General features: G+C 68.9%; 13 protein-coding genes and 2 pseudogenes. 8 read left to right on the forward strand and 7 right to left on the reverse strand.

What is annotated here, in order from left to right; translation table 11 throughout:
• Positions 1 to 98: 98 nt before the first annotated feature.
• Together ACFY12_RS26360 and ACFY12_RS26365 are read left to right on the forward strand one after the other, a co-directional pair.
• Positions 99 to 2,078 carry an APC family permease gene (locus ACFY12_RS26360; protein WP_390718378.1) on the forward strand — a complete coding sequence of 660 codons (1,980 nt, stop codon included), beginning with the start codon at positions 99 to 101 and terminating at the stop codon, positions 2,076 to 2,078.
• 229 nt (positions 2,079 to 2,307) lie between these two features.
• On the forward strand, positions 2,308 to 2,727 hold the full coding sequence (locus ACFY12_RS26365; protein ID WP_390718379.1) for a hypothetical protein: 420 nt from the start codon (positions 2,308 to 2,310) through the stop codon (positions 2,725 to 2,727).
• A gap of 101 nt (positions 2,728 to 2,828) precedes the next feature.
• Here ACFY12_RS26365 and ACFY12_RS26370 read toward each other — a convergent pair whose 3' ends face one another.
• The gene (locus tag ACFY12_RS26370) at positions 2,829 to 4,001 is read right to left on the reverse strand and encodes an RNA-guided endonuclease InsQ/TnpB family protein (protein ID WP_390718380.1); all 1,173 of its coding nucleotides are present in this window, start codon (positions 3,999 to 4,001) and stop codon (positions 2,829 to 2,831) included.
• Positions 4,002 to 4,019: 18 nt separating this feature from the next.
• Between ACFY12_RS26370 and tnpA the strand changes: the two are divergent.
• Positions 4,020 to 4,401: pseudogene (gene tnpA, locus ACFY12_RS26375) on the forward strand (IS200/IS605 family transposase); the annotation flags it as partial.
• On the opposite strand, the gene ACFY12_RS26380 reads toward tnpA, so the two are convergent.
• Together ACFY12_RS26380 and ACFY12_RS26385 are read right to left on the reverse strand one after the other, a co-directional pair.
• On the reverse strand, positions 4,343 to 4,612 hold the full coding sequence (locus tag ACFY12_RS26380) for a hypothetical protein (RefSeq protein WP_390718533.1): 270 nt from the start codon (positions 4,610 to 4,612) through the stop codon (positions 4,343 to 4,345). The pseudogene tnpA and the gene ACFY12_RS26380 sit on opposite strands and share 59 nt — an antisense overlap.
• 147 nt (positions 4,613 to 4,759) lie before the next feature.
• Positions 4,760 to 5,047, reverse strand: a complete 288-nt coding sequence (locus ACFY12_RS26385) for a hypothetical protein (RefSeq protein ID WP_390718534.1) — start codon at positions 5,045 to 5,047, stop codon at positions 4,760 to 4,762.
• Positions 5,048 to 5,123: 76 nt separating this feature from the next.
• On the opposite strand from ACFY12_RS26385, the gene ACFY12_RS26390 reads away from it, so the two are divergent.
• The 5 genes from ACFY12_RS26390 (at position 5,124) to ACFY12_RS26410 (ending at position 12,630) form a co-directional block, all read left to right on the forward strand.
• Positions 5,124 to 8,309: a toxin glutamine deamidase domain-containing protein gene (locus ACFY12_RS26390; protein ID WP_390718381.1), complete on the forward strand. Its 3,186-nt coding sequence runs from the start codon at positions 5,124 to 5,126 to the stop codon at positions 8,307 to 8,309.
• Between the two features lie 16 nt (positions 8,310 to 8,325).
• Positions 8,326 to 9,141, forward strand: a complete 816-nt coding sequence (locus ACFY12_RS26395; protein WP_390718382.1) for an immunity 49 family protein — start codon at positions 8,326 to 8,328, stop codon at positions 9,139 to 9,141.
• Between the two features lie 236 nt (positions 9,142 to 9,377).
• A complete protein-coding gene (locus tag ACFY12_RS26400; RefSeq protein WP_390718383.1) occupies positions 9,378 to 10,637 on the forward strand; it encodes an ABC transporter substrate-binding protein in 1,260 nt (419 codons plus the stop codon).
• Between the two features lie 146 nt (positions 10,638 to 10,783).
• Positions 10,784 to 11,695, forward strand: coding sequence for a carbohydrate ABC transporter permease (locus tag ACFY12_RS26405; protein WP_390718384.1), 912 nt, complete (start codon positions 10,784 to 10,786; stop codon positions 11,693 to 11,695).
• 98 nt (positions 11,696 to 11,793) lie between these two features.
• Complete coding sequence (locus tag ACFY12_RS26410; RefSeq protein ID WP_390718519.1) at positions 11,794 to 12,630, forward strand: carbohydrate ABC transporter permease; 837 nt, start codon at positions 11,794 to 11,796, stop codon at positions 12,628 to 12,630.
• 527 nt (positions 12,631 to 13,157) lie between these two features.
• On the opposite strand, the gene ACFY12_RS26415 is transcribed toward ACFY12_RS26410, so the two are convergent.
• The 4 genes and pseudogenes from ACFY12_RS26415 to ACFY12_RS26430 all read right to left on the reverse strand — a co-directional run.
• Complete coding sequence (locus ACFY12_RS26415) at positions 13,158 to 14,003, reverse strand: ArsR/SmtB family transcription factor (RefSeq protein ID WP_390718385.1); 846 nt, start codon at positions 14,001 to 14,003, stop codon at positions 13,158 to 13,160.
• Positions 14,004 to 14,751: 748 nt separating this feature from the next.
• Entirely contained in the window at positions 14,752 to 15,414 is a 663-nt protein-coding gene (locus ACFY12_RS26420; RefSeq protein WP_390718386.1) for a hypothetical protein, read from the reverse strand.
• Positions 15,415 to 15,765: 351 nt separating this feature from the next.
• A complete protein-coding gene (gene ppdK / locus ACFY12_RS26425; RefSeq protein WP_390718520.1) occupies positions 15,766 to 18,546 on the reverse strand; it encodes a pyruvate, phosphate dikinase in 2,781 nt (926 codons plus the stop codon).
• A 625-nt stretch (positions 18,547 to 19,171) separates the two neighbouring features.
• Positions 19,172 to 19,741: pseudogene (locus tag ACFY12_RS26430) on the reverse strand (MarR family winged helix-turn-helix transcriptional regulator); the annotation flags it as partial.
• Between the last annotated feature and the right edge of the window lie 44 nt (positions 19,742 to 19,785).

The raw sequence follows: 19,785 nt of genomic DNA on the forward strand, positions 1-19,785 counted from the left end.
GGCAGTCCTGCTTCCAGTCCCGCTTCCCGCTGAGCCGGACCGGTCGCGCTGACGGACCGCCCCAGCACCCAGTGCCGTACGGAGAGGTACGACGAACGATGACCATGGTGTCCCTGCCCGATGGCGGGCCCGAGGAACCGCCGGATACCGCCACCGCCCGCCAGGGCGTGCAGGCAGCGACCTCCCCGGCCACGGAGACGGAGACGGAGACCTACGGCCCTTCCGCGGCCCCGGCGCCGGGCGGCCCCGACGCCGAGCCCGACGCCCGCCACCGGCTCACCGCGCTCCAGGGCCTCGCCGCCCTCTCCCTCGACGCCATGGCGTCCGTGGCGTACGGGCCGGAGTCGGTCGTGCTGATCCTGGCCGCGGCGGGCGGCTACGGACTCGGCTTCACCCTCCCCGTCACCCTGGCCATCGCCGCCCTGCTGGCCGTACTGGTCGCGTCGTACCGCCAGGTGATCGCCGCGTTCCCCAACGGCGGCGGTTCGTACGCGGTCGCCAAGGCCCACCTCGGCCGCCGCACCGCCCTGGTCGCAGCGGCCTCCCTCATCCTCGACTACGTCCTGAATGTCGCGGTATCGGTGACGGCCGGCGTAGCGGCGCTCACCTCCGCCTTCCCCGCGCTCCATCAGGACCGCGTGGGGATCTGCCTGGCGGTCCTCGTCCTGATCACCGGTATCAACCTGCGCGGCATCGTCGATTCGGCGAAGGCGTTCATCGTCCCCACCGCGGTCTTCATCGGCGCCATCCTGACCATGGTCGTCATCGGCCTCTTCCGTGACGCCCCCGTCTCCACCGTCACCGCCGACGGGCACGCCTCGGTCCTCGCCCAGAACGCCACCACCGTCGGCGCGCTGCTGCTGCTCAAGGCGTTCGCCGCCGGCTGCTCGGCGCTGACCGGCGTGGAGGCGGTCGCCAACGCGGTGCCGTCCTTCCGCGCCCCGGCCGCCAAGCGGGCCCAGCGCACCGAGGTCGCGCTCGGCGCCCTGCTCGGTGTGATGCTGATCGGCCTGTCCGTGCTCATCGGCCGCTTCCATCTGCAGCCGGTCGAGGGCGTCACCGTGCTCGCACAGCTGGCGGACGCCTCCCTCGGCCACAACTGGGCGTTCTACGTGGTCCAGTTCGCCACCATGGTCCTGCTCGCGCTGGCCGCGAACACCTCCTTCGGCGGCCTTCCCGTCCTGATGAGCCTGCTCGCCCGGGACAACTACCTGCCGCACGTCTTCGGCCTGAAGGCGGACCGCCAGGTCCACCGCCACGGCGTCCTGGCCCTCGCCGCGGCCGCCGCGGCCCTGCTCGCCTTCTCCGGCGGCGACGTCAACACCCTCGTCCCGCTCTTCGCCATCGGCGTCTTCGTCGGGTTCACCATCTGCCAGGTCGGCATGGTCCGCCACTGGCGTCTGGAACGCTCCCCCGGCTGGCGCGGCAAGGCCCTGCTGAACGGCTTCGGCGCGCTGCTCACCGGCGTTTCGGCGGTCGTCGTCACCGCCACCAAGTTCGCCGAGGGCGCCTGGCTGATCGTCATCGCACTGCCCCTGCTGGTGCTGACTTTCGAGACGGTCCACCGCGCGTACGGGCGGATCGGCGAGCGGCTGGGCCTGGGCCGGGTACCCGAAGCCCCCCGCGCGGCCCGCTCCCTCGTCGTCGTCCCCGTCTCGCACCTGTCCCGGCTGACCTGTGAGGCCCTGAACGCGGCGGTGTCCCTGGGCGATGAGGTGGTGGCGGTCACGGTCACCCATGGCGCGCCCGAGGACCGGCCCGCCGCCGAGGCCCTCCGCCGGGACTGGGAGCTGTGGAACCCCGGGGTGGACCTCCTCGAACTGCCCTCCGCCACCCGCACCGTCGGCCGCCCGATCGCCACGTACGTGCGCGACCTGGCCGCCCGCCGCCCCGGCACCCGGATCACGGTCCTGATCCCGGAGGCCGAACCCGCCCACCTGTGGCAGCGGCTGCTGCAGAACCAGCGCGGGGCCGTCGTCGCCCACGCGGTCCGCCGGGACACGGACGCGGTCATCTGCCGGCTGCGGTTCCGCTTGGAGGCGCGTTCCGGATCGGCGGCTGAGGCACGCGCTTCGTGACATCGGGCGGCGGTGGGGCAGGTGGGCCGGTTGGTCCACCTGCCCCACCGGTCGGTCCGCCTGCCCCGCCGAGCGGCCCGTCTGCCCCATGGGGTGGCTCGCGTGTGGGGTGGCTCGCCTGCCCCACCGGTCGGCCATCCGCCCGCACCGTACGTGAACCATTTCAAGCCACCTGGCGTGAGTAAGGTTGAGCACCACCGACCAAGATGAGCGCCAGGGAGACCTCACCATGACCGATTCCGACCAGGCGGGCAGCGCTCCTGGTACTCCCGGCACCCCCGGCCTGCCGCCCACGCCTCCCCCGCTCCCTCAGCAGCCGGCGGACACCGGACCGCGTCCCGTGCCGACGAATGACGCCGAGGCGCTGGAAATCGGCCGGCAGCACTACCCCGAGGTCGGTTCGCCCGGCGGCCCGGCCAGCCTGCACGTCCACGAATTCGACATCGCCTACCTGATCCAGGCGGGCTGGCCGCCGCGCGCAGACCCCACCGCCGCTCCCACCGAGCCGGGCGGCAGCAACGTCATCATCTCCAAGGCCGACGGCGAGGTGACGTACGTACCCAACTTCCCGCCGGACAGCGCGATGAAGCTCTACCGCCGTCTGCGCCAGAGGAACCTGCCTGACAATCCGCCTGGGGAACCTGCCTGAGAACGGTGGGTTCTGGCTTGAAGTCAGCTTCTCGGGGCTGAAGCCCCGAGCTTGCAGGTAGGGCCTTACTGGCTGTGAGGTTGCCTCCCGCGTCTTGGCCATCAGACCTGTGATCTGGTGGCCGGGACGCGTGACTCACGCCCCGCATTCCACACGGTCTCGCCGCGCTGGGCGAGGTTGTGGGAAGCATTCCGGTCTGCGTGCGCAACGACACCGCATCCCCGGCAGGTGAAAAGTCCCTGGTCCACGCGATTGCACTTGTCGATGTGCTGGCATTCGCAGCACATCTGCGACGTGTACGCAGCGTTGACGAAGACGAGCGGGACACCCGCCCGCTTAGCCTTGTAGACGATGAAGTCTCCAAGCTGGGCGAAGGACCAGGAGTGGAGTGCGACCCGTTGGGGCTTACGGAGCCGTACCCGGTTGCGGATGCCCTTGAGCTCTTCCAGGCAGATACCGCGCCCGGTGCGTTCAGCCTCGGTCACGATCGTCTTGGACACGATGTGGTTGGTGTTCTTGACGTGCCGCGCTTCCTTGCGGGAGCGCTTCTTCAGAAGCCGCTTGGCGGACTTGGTGCCCTTCTTCTGGAGCTTCTGGCGGAGGAAGAGCTGCCGCTTGCGGTAGCGGTTGAGCTTGCGCCCGGCGGCCTGGTACCCGGTGGAGGTGGTGGCGATGTTCTCGATGCCGAGGTCGACGCCGATGAACCCATCCGGCTTGTACACCTCCGGTTCAGGTACATCGCATGTGGCGATCACGTACCAGGAGCCGTCGCAGCACAGTAGGTCGGCTTCGCCCTTGCGGTACTGGGCAAGCGTCTTCAGGGCCTCGGGGGAGCAGACGAACGGTATGCCCTTCATCCGCCCCGTGCGGGTGGTGATGGCTACCGTCTGAGCGTCGATGTCCCAGCCCATGTTGCGGTGGTCGTACGCCTGCGCCGCATCTTCGCGGAACACGATCGGCTTGGACTCCGCCTTGACGCGACGCTTGGAGCCCTCGGGGCCGAGGTTCCCGGCCTTGATGTTGGCGCGCAGCGTCGTGTAGGCATCCACGACCTTCTTGATGAGCTGCTGCGCGGCAGCCGACTTGATGCCGCGTTCTCGCAGCTCGGTGTAGACCAGCTTCCGCAACGCGTACTCACGGGCCTTCAGCCTGTAGGTGGCGTAGGCGACTTCGGACACCCAGTTGGCGCCCTGGTTGCAGCCGTGCAGCTCATCACGCAGAGCCGACGCCACCTCAAGCGTCGGCTGGAGCTTTACGGACACAACAATCTTCACGAGTGCGACTCTAGAGCTATGTCACCTCGATGGGAGCCAAACCCCGATATCCGCAGGGGAAGAACCGTCGTCCATAACGCTGCACGCGCACTTGGTCTTCACTCCGAAGTACCGCCGTCGGGTCTTCGATGACGCCATGCTCACCCGCCGCGAAGAGATCACGCGGAAGATCTGCGAGGACTTCGGCGCAGAGCTGCACGAGTTCAACGGTGAGACCGACCACGTCCACCTGTTGGTGCACTACCCACCGAAGGTCTCCCTCTCGCACCTGGTCGGCTCACTCATGGGCGTCTCCGCCCGCAGGCTCCGCGACGAGTTCACCGGCCGTGTCAACCGGGCCATCATGCACGGACACTTCTGGTCACCCTCATACTTCGCCGCCACCTGCGGAGGCGCACCCCCTGTCGATACGGCTCCGGCGACAGCGGCAGCGGCTCGAGCAGTGGCGGCGCCGGCAACGGCTCCAGTGGGGGCAGCTCCGGCTCCGGCAGTACATCCGGCGGCTCCAGCGAGTCCAGCAGCTCGTCGAGCGGGAGCAGCCGAGGCGGCTCGGACAGCTCGGACAGCTCGGACGGCGGCTCCACCAGCCACACCCCCCGCGCCTCGGACAACGCGGGCTCCACCGACGGAGCAGACAGCAGCCACGGAACCCGCCCGTCCTCGTCCGAAGGCCCCACCACCAGCGGGGATGCGCCGCACCTCGTCCCGGATGCCCAGCCCCTCCCGCCGCCGGAGCAGCGCTCTCCCTTCGACGAGGGCTACCGGGGCGGCAACGACAGCCCGGACGGGTCGCACGCCGCCGACTCCCGTGCCACCCCGGATTCCGGCGCCGCCCCCGACTCCGGCGCCGGGCGGGACACATCCCGCCCGGACTCGGACTCGGGCTCGCCGCGCACCCAGCCGACGCCCGACCACACCCCGGACGCGGCGCGCCCGGCCCCTGCCCCGGATCCCCTCAGCACCCAGCCCGCTCCGGACCGCACCCCCCAGCCGGACGCGCCCCAGTCGCCTTCCCCCGCACCGGCTCCCGGCCCCGTACCCGGCAACCCGCCCTCCTACGGCGACAGTTCGGCCGGCTCTCATGACGGATCCGGCAGCGGTAGCGGTAGCGGTAGCGGAGCCTTGAACGGGGACAACTCCAGCACCGGTAGTGGTGGCAGCGGCCGCCCTTCCGTATCGCACGTCGGCACACCCCCGCAGGGCGCCCCCGTCCACCACACACCGTCCTCCGGCCAGCCGATCCAGCAACGTGACCCGGCCCCGGGCAACCCCATGCCCACGGTCGACACCAGCGCCCCCGACAACACCGCCGTCACCACCCAGTCCACCGGAACCGCAACCCTCCCCCCGCGCACGCAGCCCACCGCCGACGCCGGCACCAGCCCCCCAGCGGCCGCCCCTGCCCCCACCCCCCACCACACGCCCTCCAGCGCTCCCCCGGCCAACGGCCCGACGATGACGGGCGGCGTGCCGCACCAGGCCGGCCCCGCCTCCGCCGCCCCGCCCCGCGCCGGCACCCCGTCCCGCGCCGGCAACACGTCCACCACACCCAGCAGCACCCAGTCCCACAACAGTGGGCGTCCCGCCAACCGCCGCCCGGACGGCTCCCAGGCGATCCAGGACCACACCCAGCAGCCCACCCCGGACCGACCGGCCTACAATCCCCGCCTCGACGGCCCCCGCAGGGACGACTCCCGACCGCAAGCCCCGGGCAGCCCGACCACCCCTCGCCCCGACGGCACACGCCCGGACGTCACCCGTCCTGACAGCGACAGCGCACGGCCCGACGCCGCCCGCCCCCACGGCGCGCAGCAGTCCACCCCGCCACGCCCGGACGGGGCGCAGCAGCCTGGCCCGGCGCGCTCGGACGGGCCCCGGAACGACACCCCGGAGCAGGCTCCGTCAACCCCAGGCGCCCGGACTCCCGCCGCCCCCAGCCCGAACGTCCCCCACCAGCAGCCTCATCCTCAATATCAACCTCACCAGCAACAGGCTCAGCAGCCCCAGCTCCAGCCTCAGCCGCAGCAACAGACCCCTCACCACCAGAATCCCAACCCAACCCAGCCCCTCCCCCACCAGCACCAGCACCAGGCACCGGTCCCCCAGCCCCCGAACCTCCGCAGCCACCTGGACGTCCGAGTCGGCCTCAACGTCCAGCCCAACGGCCTGTACTCACCCTTCCCCCACGACCAGCAGGCCCTGGCAGCGAACTTCCCGCGGAACCCGGACGGCACCCCGCGCCCGTACAACGATCCGTTCCAGCCCTGGGTTCAGTTCCAGAACGACGGTGGAACCTCGGTTCCCGGACGTTCCAACAACTGCGCCGACTGCACGCGCTCCTTCATGGAGTCCTGGTACGGCAATCCGCAGGTGTCCGCGGTCCGCACCTACGACCCGGACCCGAACGCCCCCGACGGCCTCGACCGCGTATCCGGCGAGCGGAACGGCACCGCCAACATCGAGCAGTGGGCGGGGACCTCGTTCCGCAATTCCGGCCCGAATTCCAAGAACGGCTATGACCGCATAGCCAACGAGCTCCGCCAGGCGGGGCACGGCGCATCGGCCGCGGTACTGGTCACCTGGCCCCAGACCGCCGACGGCAAGGACGGTGGTGCGCACGTCTTCAACGCGGTCAACCACAACGGGCGCGTCATATGGGTCGACAGCCAGACCGGTGAGGTCAGCCAACAGCCCATCAACACCGAGGCCGTCGGCGTCTGGCACCTCGTCCTCGACGCCAACCGCCAGCCCTTCGACCCCGCCGCCCCCCAGAATCACGTCCCCCAGAACCAAACCCCCCAGCACCAAGCACAGACCCAGCAATCTCAGCAGCCCAACCCGTACGCCCAGCAGCCGCACCAACAGCAGCCCGGGCCCGCTCAGCAATCCAACCAGCAGCAGGCCCCCGCCGAAACCAAGCCCGAGCACGCGCCCACTGATCATCAAGAGAACTCCACTCAACAAGAGACCTCCACTCCCCCTAGCGAGCACAACAGCACGCCCAAGAAGGGCAGCGCGGACGTCTCGCAGCACCTCGCCGACGCGCTCCGCAACGACCCCAACCCGTTCATCTACGGCAAGCCCACCGTCGACCAACCGCCGGCCCATCCCACCGAGTCCACCGCGCACGAGCAGCCGCACTCCCCCGATGAGCACCAAGCCCCTGCAGACCCGGCGGGCGCCCGGCCGGACGACGCCGACGATCAGGCGGAGAGGCGACGCAAGCAGCTTGAGCGGGCCAACACGGACCCGGAGTGGTTCAAGAAGTACTACCGAGAAAAGGACGGGCATCGACACGACAAGGACGCACGGGACGAAAACGGCGACAAGTTGCCGAAGCTGCGTCCCACTGGCGATCCCAGCAGGCCATGGATGCTGGCGAGCGATGTCGAGGATGCCGATCCGGAGACGTATATAGATTCCGGAGCGAAGGACGGGGCACGGGACGAGAACATCTCCAAGGAGAACCTCAAGAAACTCGACGAGTCGGCAAAAAAGCGCCAGGAGGCGATCGACAACGACCACGAGCCACACGAAAAGCGAAAGAAGGCGAAGGAGGCCTACGAGAAGAACAAGACGCCGGAGAACAAGGCGACGTTCGACGCAGCTGATGCCGAGCACAGTCCGCTGCACGGAAAGATGACACGGGCCAGTGAGGACTACGGCGAGGATGTCGCCGAGCACCATGCCATCCCGGCAAACTTCGAGGGCGCCGTCCGCGTGGACGACCGCGGCTCGGGAAACAACCGATTCGACCAGGTATGGAAGCTTCCGAACGGAGACTTCGTCGTCGTCGAGGCCAAGGGGTCACCCAGAGCCGAACTCGGCGAGCGTCAGGGACTCCCCCACGGAGTGAAAGACCTCGACCACGGGCGAGATGAGGGAGGCGCCCAGCGGCAGGAGGGGGCGGAGCGTACCGGCCAAGAGGACTCCGAGAACCGCGAGAACTCCGAGAACTCCGAGGGCTCCGGGAACTCCGAGGCCTCCACGAGTCCTACCATCCCGCAGGTCAAGCAAGGAACCCGCGAATACTTCAAGGTAATCTTGCACGAGATGGAGACTCGGGGCACCAGGAACCTCGCCAAGGCGAACAGTCCCGCCGAAATCGCGCACGCCAAGGCCGAATTGGCTCTGGCCAAAGAACTGAAGAAGGCCCTGAAAGCCAAGCCCAGCCGGATCACGTACGTACTGGTCAAGGGAGTCCCGGACGGCAAGAAGCACAATGGCTACATCATGAAGCAGTTCGATATCCGGACCGAGAAGGAAAAGAAGGAGGAGGGGGACAATGACCAGGATCCCGCGACATGATTACCCGACACAGAATGTGAGTCATCTTCTGGAGGTCCTGGAGCCGGATCTCCAGGAGAAGATCGACGATCTCGGAGAAGATCCGGAATGGTTCACCATGGCGCTGGCTTCCGCCGTTCGGGTCTTCAATGTGCGCTGTGCCGGGGACCCGGCGGCCGCGAAGCTCGAGACATGGGAAGCCTGCGTCACGGCGATGCAGCTGGGCTCGGCCCTCTTCACCTCGGCGCAGGCGACCACGGACACTGTCGAATGCACCATTGACCACAAGAAACTCACCCTGCGGTCCGGCGCCCTCCCCTGGGCCCACGCGGGCAACTGGATCACCGCTTTCTGGCTGGCGTGCGTATGCCGCGACAAGCGGCGGATCACTGAGCTGTGCCAGGTACCGGTCTCGCTGCTGCGCGAGTCCGGCGCGGTCTTCGACGAGTACCTCTATGACTGGGTGGAAGCCCTCCGGGCGTACTGGCTGAGGCAACCGCAGCTCGGTGACAAGCTGGTGGCCGCCGTGGACGGCACCGCTCCCGAGGTTCTCCGGCACGCTGCCGCGGGCGGCGTCCTCCGGCTCATGTATCCGCCGATGAACCTGCTGACGCAGCTCGTCCGCGGGGACGCCGAGCGGTTCAACACCGAACTCGCCAAGGCCGTGGAGTGGCACAAGGAGTACTGGACCCGCGACGAGGACCGCGAACTCGACCCGGAAGGTCTCGTCGCGCTCGGCCTCACAGCCGTCAGCTGCCTCGCCCTCGATGCCGGATTCACCCTCACGGTCCAGTCGGAGTACCTGCCCGAGGGCCTGCTCGACGCCGGCTGGGTAGGCGAATTCCCGACGTAAAGCACCCAATTCAAAGGCACCCCATCCAAAGGCCCCGTCCAAAGGCCCCCATTCAAAGGCACCCCGCCCAAGGCGCCCGCCCCGAAGACCCCTCGGCACGGGCCCCTGCGACGAGTTCGCGAGGTTGCCCTACGCGCTTCATGGTTGTGCGGCAGAGTGGACGGTCGCACCGTGCAGTGATCGACGATCAACGCCGGGCAACAGGCGGCAGGTGACGAGCTCAGGGAGCGACGGGCATGACGGCGATGGGGAGACGGCGCGTGCTGGCGGCCGGCGGCGGGATCGCGCTGGGCGCGGCGGTGGCCACGGCATGCGGGTCCAACACCGGGCGGGGCGGCGGAGGTTCGGGGCCCGCGATCAGCCAGTGGTACCACCAGTACGGGGAGCCGGGAACCGGGCAAGCCGTGAAGCGGTATGCGGCGGCGTACCGGAAGGCCAAGGTCAGTGTGCAGTGGCGGCCGGGGGACTATGACCGGCAGACGGCCGCCGCGCTGCTCACGGACTCCGGGCCGGATGTCTTTGAGGTCAACGGGCCCTTGCTGGACCAGATCCAGGGTGGTCAGGTGGTCGACCTCACCGCCGAGGTCGAGCCGGTGAAGGACGACTTCCCGCAGACCGTGCTGGCGCCCAAGATCTGGCAGGGGAAGATCTGGGGCATCCCGCAGGCCATCGATATGCAGCTGCTCTACTACCGGAAGAGCGCGCTGAAGGATGCCGGGGTGGAGCCACCGGAGACGCTCGACGCGTTGGTGGATGCGGCAAAGGCGCTGACCTCCCAGCGGACCAAGGGGCTGTTCCTCGGGAACGACGGTGGGGTGGGGGTGCTGGGCGGAACGCCGTTGTACGCGGCGGGACTCAGTCTGATCAGCGCGGAGGGGAAGGCCGGGTTCGACGACCCGGCGGCAGCGCGGGCGCTGGGGAAGATCCGGCAGTTGTACGCGGACAAGTCGCTGCTGCTGGGGGCACCTACGGACTGGTCCGATCCGGCCGCGTTCATCCAGGGGCTGACCGCGATGCAGTGGTCGGGGCTGTGGGCGCTGCCGCAGATCGACAAGGCGGTGGGGCACGATTACGGGGTGCTGCCGTTCCCCAGGGACGGAGGCGGCGGAAGGCCTTCCGTCCCTGTGGGGGCGTACGGCGCCGCGGTCAGTGCGCGGAGCCGGCGCAAGGCGGAGGCGAAGGCGTTCGCCAAGTGGCTGTGGGTGGACCGGACCGACTTCCAGCAGGACTTCGCGCTGTCGTACGGGTTTCACATCCCGGCGCGGATCTCGCTGGCGAAGAAGGCGCGGCAGCTTCAGAAGGGGGCGGCGGCCGAAGCGGTGCGCTTCGCCACGGACCACGGGTATGCGGAGCCGTTGCTGTGGACGACCGCGGACCGTACGGCCTACCAGGACGCGCTGAGCCGGATCATCAAGGGCGGGGCCAACCCGGAGATTGAGCTGAAGGGCGTGGTGCGGACGGTGAATGCCGAGCTTCAGCGGGTCAAGAAGAAGTGAGGCACGACCAGGAAGAGGTGTGGCCCGGCCAAGAGCAAGTGAGGGACGGCCAAGAGCAAGTGGGACGCGGCCGGAAAGAAGTGAGGCCCGGCCAAGAGCGAAGGAGACCGGGTCACGGCCCCGCCCGCCGGCCCTTCGGGGCCCGGGTGCTCGGGCCGCAGCGGCGGAATCTGTGGTTCTGGGTGTTCGTCGGGCCGTTCGCGATCGGACTGGGGCTGTTCACGTACGTGCCGCTGGCGTGGAGCGTGTACCTCAGCTTCTTCGACGCGCACAACACGGTGAGTCCGGCCGGATCGGACTTCGTAGGGCTCGGCAACTACGGCGCGATGCTCGGGGATGAGGCGTTTCTGGGGAGCCTGGGGACGTTCGTCCTGTTCACGGCGTTCATCGTGCCGGCTACGTATGCGCTGTCGCTGGCGCTGGCACTGATGGTCAACCGGCTGCGCTTCGCCCAGGCCTTCTTCCGGTCGGTGTTCTTCCTGCCGACGGCCTGCTCGTATGTCGTCGCGGCGGTGATCTGGAAGCTGTCGATCTTCAACGGGGTGCGCTTCGGACTGGCCAATACGGTGCTGGGCTGGTTCGGGGCGGACCAGACCGCCTGGCTGTCGACCACCGATCCGCCGTGGTACTGGCTGGTCATCGTGACCGTACGGCTGTGGCTGCAGGCCGGGTTCTACATGATCCTGTTCCTGGCCGGACTGCAGCGGATCTCGCCGCAGCTGTACGAGGCGGCCGCGGTGGACGGCGCACGGCCCGGCTGGCAGACCTTCCGGAACATCACCTTCCCGCAGCTCCGCGCGACCTCGGTCGCCGTGGTCCTGCTGCTGGTGATCAACGCGTTCCAGGCGTTCGACGAGTTCTACAACCTGCTGAGCGATGCGCGCGGCTATCCGCCGTACGCCCGGCCGCCGCTGGTCTACCTCTACTACACGGCGCTGGGACAGGATCAGAACCTCGGACTGGGGAGCGCGGGTGCGGTGATCCTGGCGCTGATCATCGCGCTGGCGACGGTGGTGCAGGCCCGGTGGTTCGGGCTCGGCCGCAAGGGAGAGGACTGAGCGCGATGCGGAACGCGACGGCGCGGAGTGCGCTGCGGGATGCGACGGCGCGGAGTGCGCTGCGGAACGCGGCGAAGGACGGTGTGGCACAGGGGGCGATGGGGGATGCGCTGACCAGGGCCGGACGGGCGTTGCGGGTGGTGCTGCTGGTCGCGCTGGCCCTGCTGTTCCTGATCCCGTTCTACCTGCTCGTACGGAACGGGCTGGCGACCGAACAGGACATCACCGCTCCGGAGTGGACGTTCTTCCCACGTGACCTGCAGTGGTCGAATCTGACCGAAGCCTTTCGGGATCCGAACCTGCCCCTGGGACGGGCACTGCTCAACTCCACCCTAATCGCGGTGTCCACGACGGTCGGCACGGTCGTCCTGGCCTCGCTCGCGGGGTACGGCCTGGCCCGGATTCCGTACCGCTACGCCAATGCCGTGTTCTACGCGATTCTGGGCACCCTGATGGTGCCGGCGGCAGTGACGTTCGTGCCGAGCTTTGTGCTGGTATCGACGCTGGGATGGATCTCCACACTGCGCGGGCTGATCATTCCGACGCTGTTCAGCGCCTTCGCGTGCTTCATCTTCCGCCAGTACTTCCTGGGCTTCCCCAGGGAGCTGGAGGATGCGGCACGTGTCGACGGGCTCGGCCACTGGCGGACGTACTGGCGGATCGTCGTCCCCAACTCCCGGCCGGTGTTCGCCGCCGTCGGAACGATTGTCTTCATCGGGGCCTGGAACGCCTTCCTCTGGCCACTGGTCATCGGGCAGGACCAGGAAGCCTGGACGGTGCAGGTCGCGCTGTCCACGTTCACCACCGCGCAGAACCTCAATCTGCATGAGCTGTTCGTGGCCGCGGGGGTGTCGATCGCGCCGCTGGTGGTGGTCTTCCTGCTGCTCCAGCGGTACATCGTCGCGGGGGTGGAGCGTAGTGGAATCGATGACTGAGGCAGGGGCGGACGGCGTACGGCGCTGAACCGGGCGTCGCCGGACGGGCGTTGCAGGGCGTCGCCGGAGTGGAAGGTGTTGTTCTTCCACCGGCATCATCCTACTTCCGGGTCAGCACGTGAATTTACCGCCAATTGGCGGGAGTTGGAGACCAATCCACTCCCGGCCCAGGGCGATTCGGATGATGTCGTTCGGTTCGACTGGGCCGTCGGCGGAACCCCTACGGTCGAGAGCGCAGGGCGGCGGATCGTACGTTCCGGGAACGCCCGGCGCTCGACGTGGTGTTACGGCTGCGCCGAGGTGCCGCCGGCGGGCGGGGACGCCCCGTGGACCGATAGGACGGCAGCGTACGACAATTTGCCTTCGGAAATCAGGTCCGGATCGACCGGGCGCGAGTGGTTCACGGCTATCCTCGGGGTTCTCCCGCCTCCACTCCCCGGCCCAACTGGCCTCATTCCAGACGGAGTTAACCCGGGCGGCGGCGCCGCGAGGCAGGAGAGGCCACGTTCACCCCGCCTCGCCCCACCTCACACCAGCCGCTCATAGGCCGCCCCCTCCGCCGGCCGTGCTCCGCGCAGCAGGGCCGCGCCCAGCGGGGTGAGAGTGTGCAGTACGGCGTTGCCCTGGCGCAGGGTGGTCAGCAGGCCGGCGTCGCGCAGTACGGTCGCGTGCTGGCTGGCCGAGGCCAGCGAGACATCGGCACGTCGGGCGAGTTCGCTGGTGGTGCACCCGACGCCGATGCCCTGCAGTATCGCGGAGCGGGTCTGGCCGACGAGCCGGCCGAGGCAACGTTCCGGCGCGGTGTGCGGAGTGAGCCGCGGAGCCTGGTGCTCCACGGGGTAGACCAGGACGGGCGTCAGATCGGGGTTGTGGAAGGTGACCGGGGTGCGGCGGCAGAAGTAGGACGGCAGCAGCAACAGGCCCCGGCCGCCCAGGTGCAGGTCACGGTCGACCGGGTAGTCGGCCTCCAGGACCGGCGGGCGCCAGCGCATCATCGGCGGCAGCGAGGCGAGCAGCCGGTCGGCCCCGCCGTCGAGGAGAGCCCGGCCGCGGGCGGCGCGGTCGGCCTCGATACGGCCCTGGACACGCGACCAGTACGGAGCGACCGCCACCTCGTAGTAGCGCTGCAGAACGCCGGCGAGGCGCCCCAGAGAGCGGGTGTCGCCGTCGGCCATCGCCCGTATCCAGGACGGCAGCGGGCGGGCGGCCGCGGAGAGCCGGGAGAGCTCCTCGTGCAGCCGGACGGCGGGCGTCTCGCGCAGCGCACCGAGCGCATCGGCCATCCCCAGGAGCCCTTCGGCGGGCGTCAGGAAGTCGGGAAAATAGCCGCGAGTGGGCACCAGCGGTGCCAGGAGCCGCGCTTCGCCATTCAACTTTCCACGTGTTTCCGATCGCCATTTGCCGAACGTCGAATCATCACGCCTGTCACGTAGTCGATGAAAGCTTAAGACCGTCTCCCACAGTGCGTCCGGGCGCGCCGCAATGCGTACGCGGGCCAGATCGAGTCCACTGAAATGGACGCGTAACACCGAACCCCCACCTCTGGTTTCCTCAGTCGGCCCCCGGCACGCCTGAGTATGCACGCCAACACGTGCGGTCACCATGCCCTTTTGGCCAGACTTGAAAGTGGTCGCGCCACCCGGCGGCGGGCAGGAATGCTTGTACTCAATTCGGCGATGACGCGAGCGGCCCGGATTGCTCGATCCCGTGGGGGGTGATGGGCAAGGAACCGCCCGCTCGACCGTCCCGCCGAAGGCCGCCTTCCCGCGCCGACCGGGGTGGCGGCAGCTCCCGAGGGGGGAGTCCGGAGAAAGCGAGGGCGGCACCTCCGCACAGGTGCCGCCCTCGCAGGGATGACCTGCACCGCAGGGATCATGGCCGAAATGCGTCGCTGACGCGGCAGCGACGGGCACGGCGCTACACCCCGTCTTCACGACCCGTCAAGCGCTTACCTACGCGCCCGGTCGACAATCCGCCACCCACCACCACGCGGCACCCACCCCCGGGGCGGACATCGGCGAAGACGCCGAAGCCGAAGCCGAACATGAGGGACCCGGCGCCGACCCCGTGGGCCGGACACCGGGACCGTTGGCGTCAGGCGCTGCTTCTCGTTGCTTCTTGTTACTTCTCGTTGCTGTTGTCGACGCTGTTGCTGCAGTTCATCGACGAGCCGATCTGGGTGGTCTGCGAGCCCGGGTCGCCGGCGTTGTCGTCCGACTTGCCCGAGGTGCCGTTCCCGAACCCGACCTCGCCGTAATTGTCGACGTTCTTGTCGTTCGACTTGCACACGGTGCTCAGGTGGTCGCGCTCCCCGCCGCCCGCCTGCAGCCGGGCGGTCTCGCCGCTCGCCTGCGGCCGGACGACTGCGGAAGTGGCGGCCTGCTGACGGCTGGCGTCGCTGGGGCTCAGCTGCTGCTGCTGACGGTTGGCGTCACTGGGGCTCAACTGCTGCTGCTGACGGCTGGCCTCAGTGGGGCTCAGCTGCTGCTGGCGGTTGCTGTCGCTGCTGGTCGGCTCCTGCCGGCTGCTGTCCTCACGAGGCGCCTCCTGACGGCTGATGTCGTCGCGGGTCACCTCCTGGCGGCTGGCGTCCTCACGACTCGGCTGCTGCCGCTCGGAGTCGCTGCGGGTGGGCTCCTGCCGGTCGTAGTCGCTGCGGCTCATCTGCTGGTGGTTGCTGTCGCTGGGGTTCGCCACGCCGCAGGCATTGGCGGTGCCGGCGCCGAGAAGGCTGACGCTGCCGAGGACGGCTGTCACGACAGCAGCCTTACGAAGCTTGTGCATTTCTTCTCCGGTGGATTGCGAGGATACGATCAGTTGCTGATCGACTTCATACGGTTACGAGAGGTTAATAGGAAATATCCAGCCTCCGCCCGGTGACGCGCCGTCGCGCACCAGCCCCGCCCCGCATGCCCCACACATCAGGCCCCTACGGACCTCCGCACGGTCTCCGTACAGACCACCCACAGCGCCGTGCGGACCTCCGCACAACCCTCTTCCCGGCCCTCCCCGCACAAAGCCGAGGGCGGCACCTCCGCACAAGGTGCCGCCCTCGTTGAGGTACCGGAGCCGACGAGCCAGGCCTATGAGGGTCGGAGTCCCTGGCGCCGGCTCCGGTGGTTCGGGAGCGCTCGGTCAGCGGCTGTCGCTGCCCTTCGCCTCGGCCGCCGCGCGGCCCGCCTCCAGCCGTGCGACCGGGATGCGGAACGGGGAGCAGGAGACGTAGTCCAGTCCCACCTCGTGGAAGAAGTGGACGGATTCCGGGTCGCCGCCGTGCTCACCGCAGACGCCGAGCTTGAGGTCCGGGCGGGTGGCCCGGCCGGCCGCGGCGGCGTTGCGGACCAGCTGTCCCACGCCGTCCTTGTCGATGGTCTCGAACGGGCTGACGCCGAAGATGCCCTTCTCCAGGTACGCGGTGAAGAAGCTGGCCTCGACGTCGTCGCGGGAGAAGCCCCAGACCGTCTGCGTGAGGTCGTTCGTACCGAAGGAGAAGAAGTCGGCGGATTCGGCGATCTGACCGGCCGTGAGGGCGGCGCGGGGCAGCTCGATCATCGTGCCGAGGGTGAGCTTGAGGCTGACGCCGTGGGTCCGCTCGACTTCGGCGATGACCTGCTCGGCCTCCTCGCGGACGATCTCCAGCTCCTGGACGGTGCCGACGAGCGGGATCATGATCTCGGCGCGCGGGTCGCCCTTGGCGTTCTTGCGCGCGGCGGCCGCCTCGGCGATCGCCCGTACCTGCATGGCGAACAGGCCCGGGATGACCAGGCCGAGGCGTACGCCGCGCAGGCCCAGCATCGGGTTCTGCTCGTGCAGCTTGTGCACGGCCTGGAGGAGCCGGAGGTCGTTCTCGTGCTTCTCGTGCCGGGCCTCGGCCAGCGCGACGCGCACCGACAGGTCGGTGATGTCGGGCAGGAACTCGTGCAGCGGCGGGTCCAGCAGCCGTACGGTCACCGGCAGGCCGTCCATCGACTCGAACAGTTCGATGAAATCGGCCTTCTGAAGGGGGAGCAGCTCCCTGAGGGCGGCTTCGCGGTCGGCGTCGGTGTGCGCGAGGATGAGTCGCTCGACCATCTCCCGGCGCTCTCCGAGGAACATGTGCTCCGTGCGGCACAGGCCGATGCCCTGGGCGCCGAACCGGCGGGCGCGGGCGGCGTCCTCGGCGTTGTCGGCGTTGGCCCGTACGCGCAGCCGGCGGACCCGGTCCGCGTACGCCATGATCCGGTGCACGGCCCTGACCAGTTCGTCCGCGTCGTCGGCGCCGGCGTGCATCCGGCCCTCGAAGTACTCCACGACCGGGGACGGCACGACCGGCACCTCACCGGCGTAGACCTTGCCGGTGGAGCCGTCGATGGAGACGGTGTCGCCCTCCTCGATGACGGTCCCGTCCTGGGTCGTCATCCGGCGCCGCTTGGTGTCGACCTCCAGTTCCTCGGCGCCGCAGACGCAGGTCTTGCCCATACCGCGGGCGACGACGGCGGCGTGCGAGGTCTTGCCGCCACGGGAGGTGAGGATGCCCTCGGCGGCGATCATGCCGTTGAGGTCGTCGGGGTTGGTCTCCCGGCGGATCAGGATGACCTTCTCGCCGGAGCGCGACCACTTGACGGCGGTGTACGAGTCGAAGACGGCCTTGCCGACCGCCGCGCCCGGGGAGGCGGCGATACCGCGGCCGAGCAGGTCGGACTGCGCGCTCAGGTCGAAGCGGGGGAACATCAGCTGCGCCAACTGGGCGCCGGTGACCCGCTGCAGGGCCTCGGCCTCGTCGATCAGCCCCTGGTCGACGAGCTGGGTGGCGATCCGGAAGGCGGCACCGGCGGTGCGCTTGCCGACCCGGGTCTGGAGCATCCACAGCTTGCCGCGCTCGATGGTGAACTCGATGTCGCACAGGTCCTTGTAGTGCGTTTCGAGCGTCTCCATGATCTGCATGAGCTCGTCGTACGAGGTCTTGTCGATCGCTTCGAGGTCCGCGAGCGGGACGGTGTTGCGGATACCGGCGACGACGTCCTCGCCCTGCGCGTTCTGCAGGTAGTCGCCGTAGACGCCCTGCTGGCCGCTGGCGGGGTCGCGGGTGAAGGCGACACCGGTGCCGGAGTCCGGGCCGAGGTTGCCGAAGACCATGGAGCAGACGTTGACGGCCGTGCCGAGGTCGCCGGGGATGCGCTCCTGACGGCGGTACAGCTTGGCGCGGTCGGTGTTCCACGAGTCGAAGACCGCCCGTACGGCGAGGTCCATCTGCTCGCGCGGGTCCTGCGGGAAGTCGCGGCCGGTCTCCTTGGCGACGATGTCCTTGAACTGCGCCACCAGGCCCTGGAGGTCGCCGGCGTCCAGGTCGACGTCGACGCTGACGCCCTTGGTCCGCTTGGCCTCCTCCAGGGCTTCCTCGAAGAGGTCGCCGTCGACGCCCAGCACGGTCTTGCCGAACATCTGGATGAGGCGGCGGTACGAGTCCCAGGCGAACCGCTCGTCGCCGGCCTGCGCGGCGAGGCCGGAAACCGACGCATCGGAGAGGCCGATGTTGAGGACGGTGTCCATCATGCCGGGCATGGAGAACTTCGCACCGGAACGTACCGATACGAGCAGCGGATCGTCGGCCTGGCCGAGCTGCTTGCCCATCTTCCGCTCGAGGGCGTTGAGGTGCTCGGCGACCTCGGCACGGAGTGCCTTCGGCTCGGCGCCGCTCTCCAGGTAGACCTTGCAGGCCTCGGTGGTGATCGTGAAGCCCGGAGGGACGGGAAGACCCAGGTTGGTCATCTCGGCGAGGTTCGCACCCTTGCCGCCTAGCAGGTCCTTGAGGTCCTTGTTCCCCTCGGTGAAGTCGTAGACGAACTTCGGGGACGCAGGCTGGGATACCTGGAGATCTTGTGTTTCCGGCACGGCACTGACTCCTCGCCGACGGGCTGCCCTGACGGCGAGGAACATACCCAGATCGAAGGCGTATGGGTACGTCCACTTGGTCGACATACGCGTGTAACGGGCCGTCCGCCAGCAGATCGAAAGCGGTCGACCATTCGAGGGATCTTTCACTACTTGAACGCATCATTTCGCTGCGCAGCCGTATCAGGCGGAGGTATTACACCTCGCAATGGATGCCTTGATAAGTCGAACCAATGATGAATGGCACCCGGTGCCACCATTTGGAGAGTGGAGCCCAGCGAGGATTGCTCATCTGAGCGCCACCCCTATCAGGAGTGGCGAGAATCACGCGCTCATGTGTGCCGCGATTCCATCATTTGGGCTCGCCCGAACGCGCTCGGCGTCGCCGGATCGGCTACGTGATCAAGGGATGTGACCACCCGTGCGCATCCCCGCCCCCGCTCAGCCGACAGGTCTGCGCGCATTTCGGCCACCCGCCGCCCGGGCTCGGCGCCCCGGGCCGCTCCCCGGCCCGCGTGCCGGTGAGATGTCAGTCGGATGTCAGGTTCAGGCCATAGTTTCCGACCGGCGGGAAGGCCGCTTCCGCGTCCGGATTCGTATACCGGGTGCTCCTGCCGGGGTTCGTGTCGCGCCCGGCCGGCGCATCGGACTGCGGGAGGCCCGGGCCCTGCCGTTTCGCCCGGCGGCCGCTCCTCCTGGGCCTCGGTTCCCGCCCGTCCAGAAGCTCCAGGCGCCGCTCCTCACCGTGGCTCTCGACCTGGGCCACGATCCGGTGCAGCTGATCCGCCAGCTCCACCGCCTCGTCGTCGCTCAACGCCTCGGTGACAAAGGCCTCTTCGGCGTTGAACTCCGGGAGGAGCCGGGCCATCAGCCGCTCCCCCTCGGGGGTGGCCGAGAGCAGCGCGAGCCGGCCGTCGGTCGGGTGCGCCTTGCGTTCGAGCAGGCCGCGGCCCTGCAAGGTACGGGCGACGCCGGTGAGGGTTCCCTTGGAGATACCGGCTTCCTCGGCGACCCGGCGGGTCTCCTGCTCCCCCCAGACCCAGACCACCCACAGCACGACGAACGAGGTCCAGGTCAGATCGGCGCCGCGCAGCACGGAGTTCTCCAGGTGCTGCCGTACGGCGGCCGCGGCCCGGTAGAGGTGTGCCACCGCGGCCATCTGTTCGTAGCGGAAGGGCGTATCGCCCAGTTTGGCCTGTACCGCCTTCTGCGTGTCCTCGCGGGAACGGTGTCCGCTCACCACAGCTCTCCCTGGCCGGCGCCTGTGGCTTATGTATCGCCTAT

The sequence above is a fragment of the Streptomyces sp. NPDC001339 genome (assembly GCF_042895955.1).
Lineage (GTDB): Bacteria > Actinomycetota > Actinomycetes > Streptomycetales > Streptomycetaceae > Streptomyces.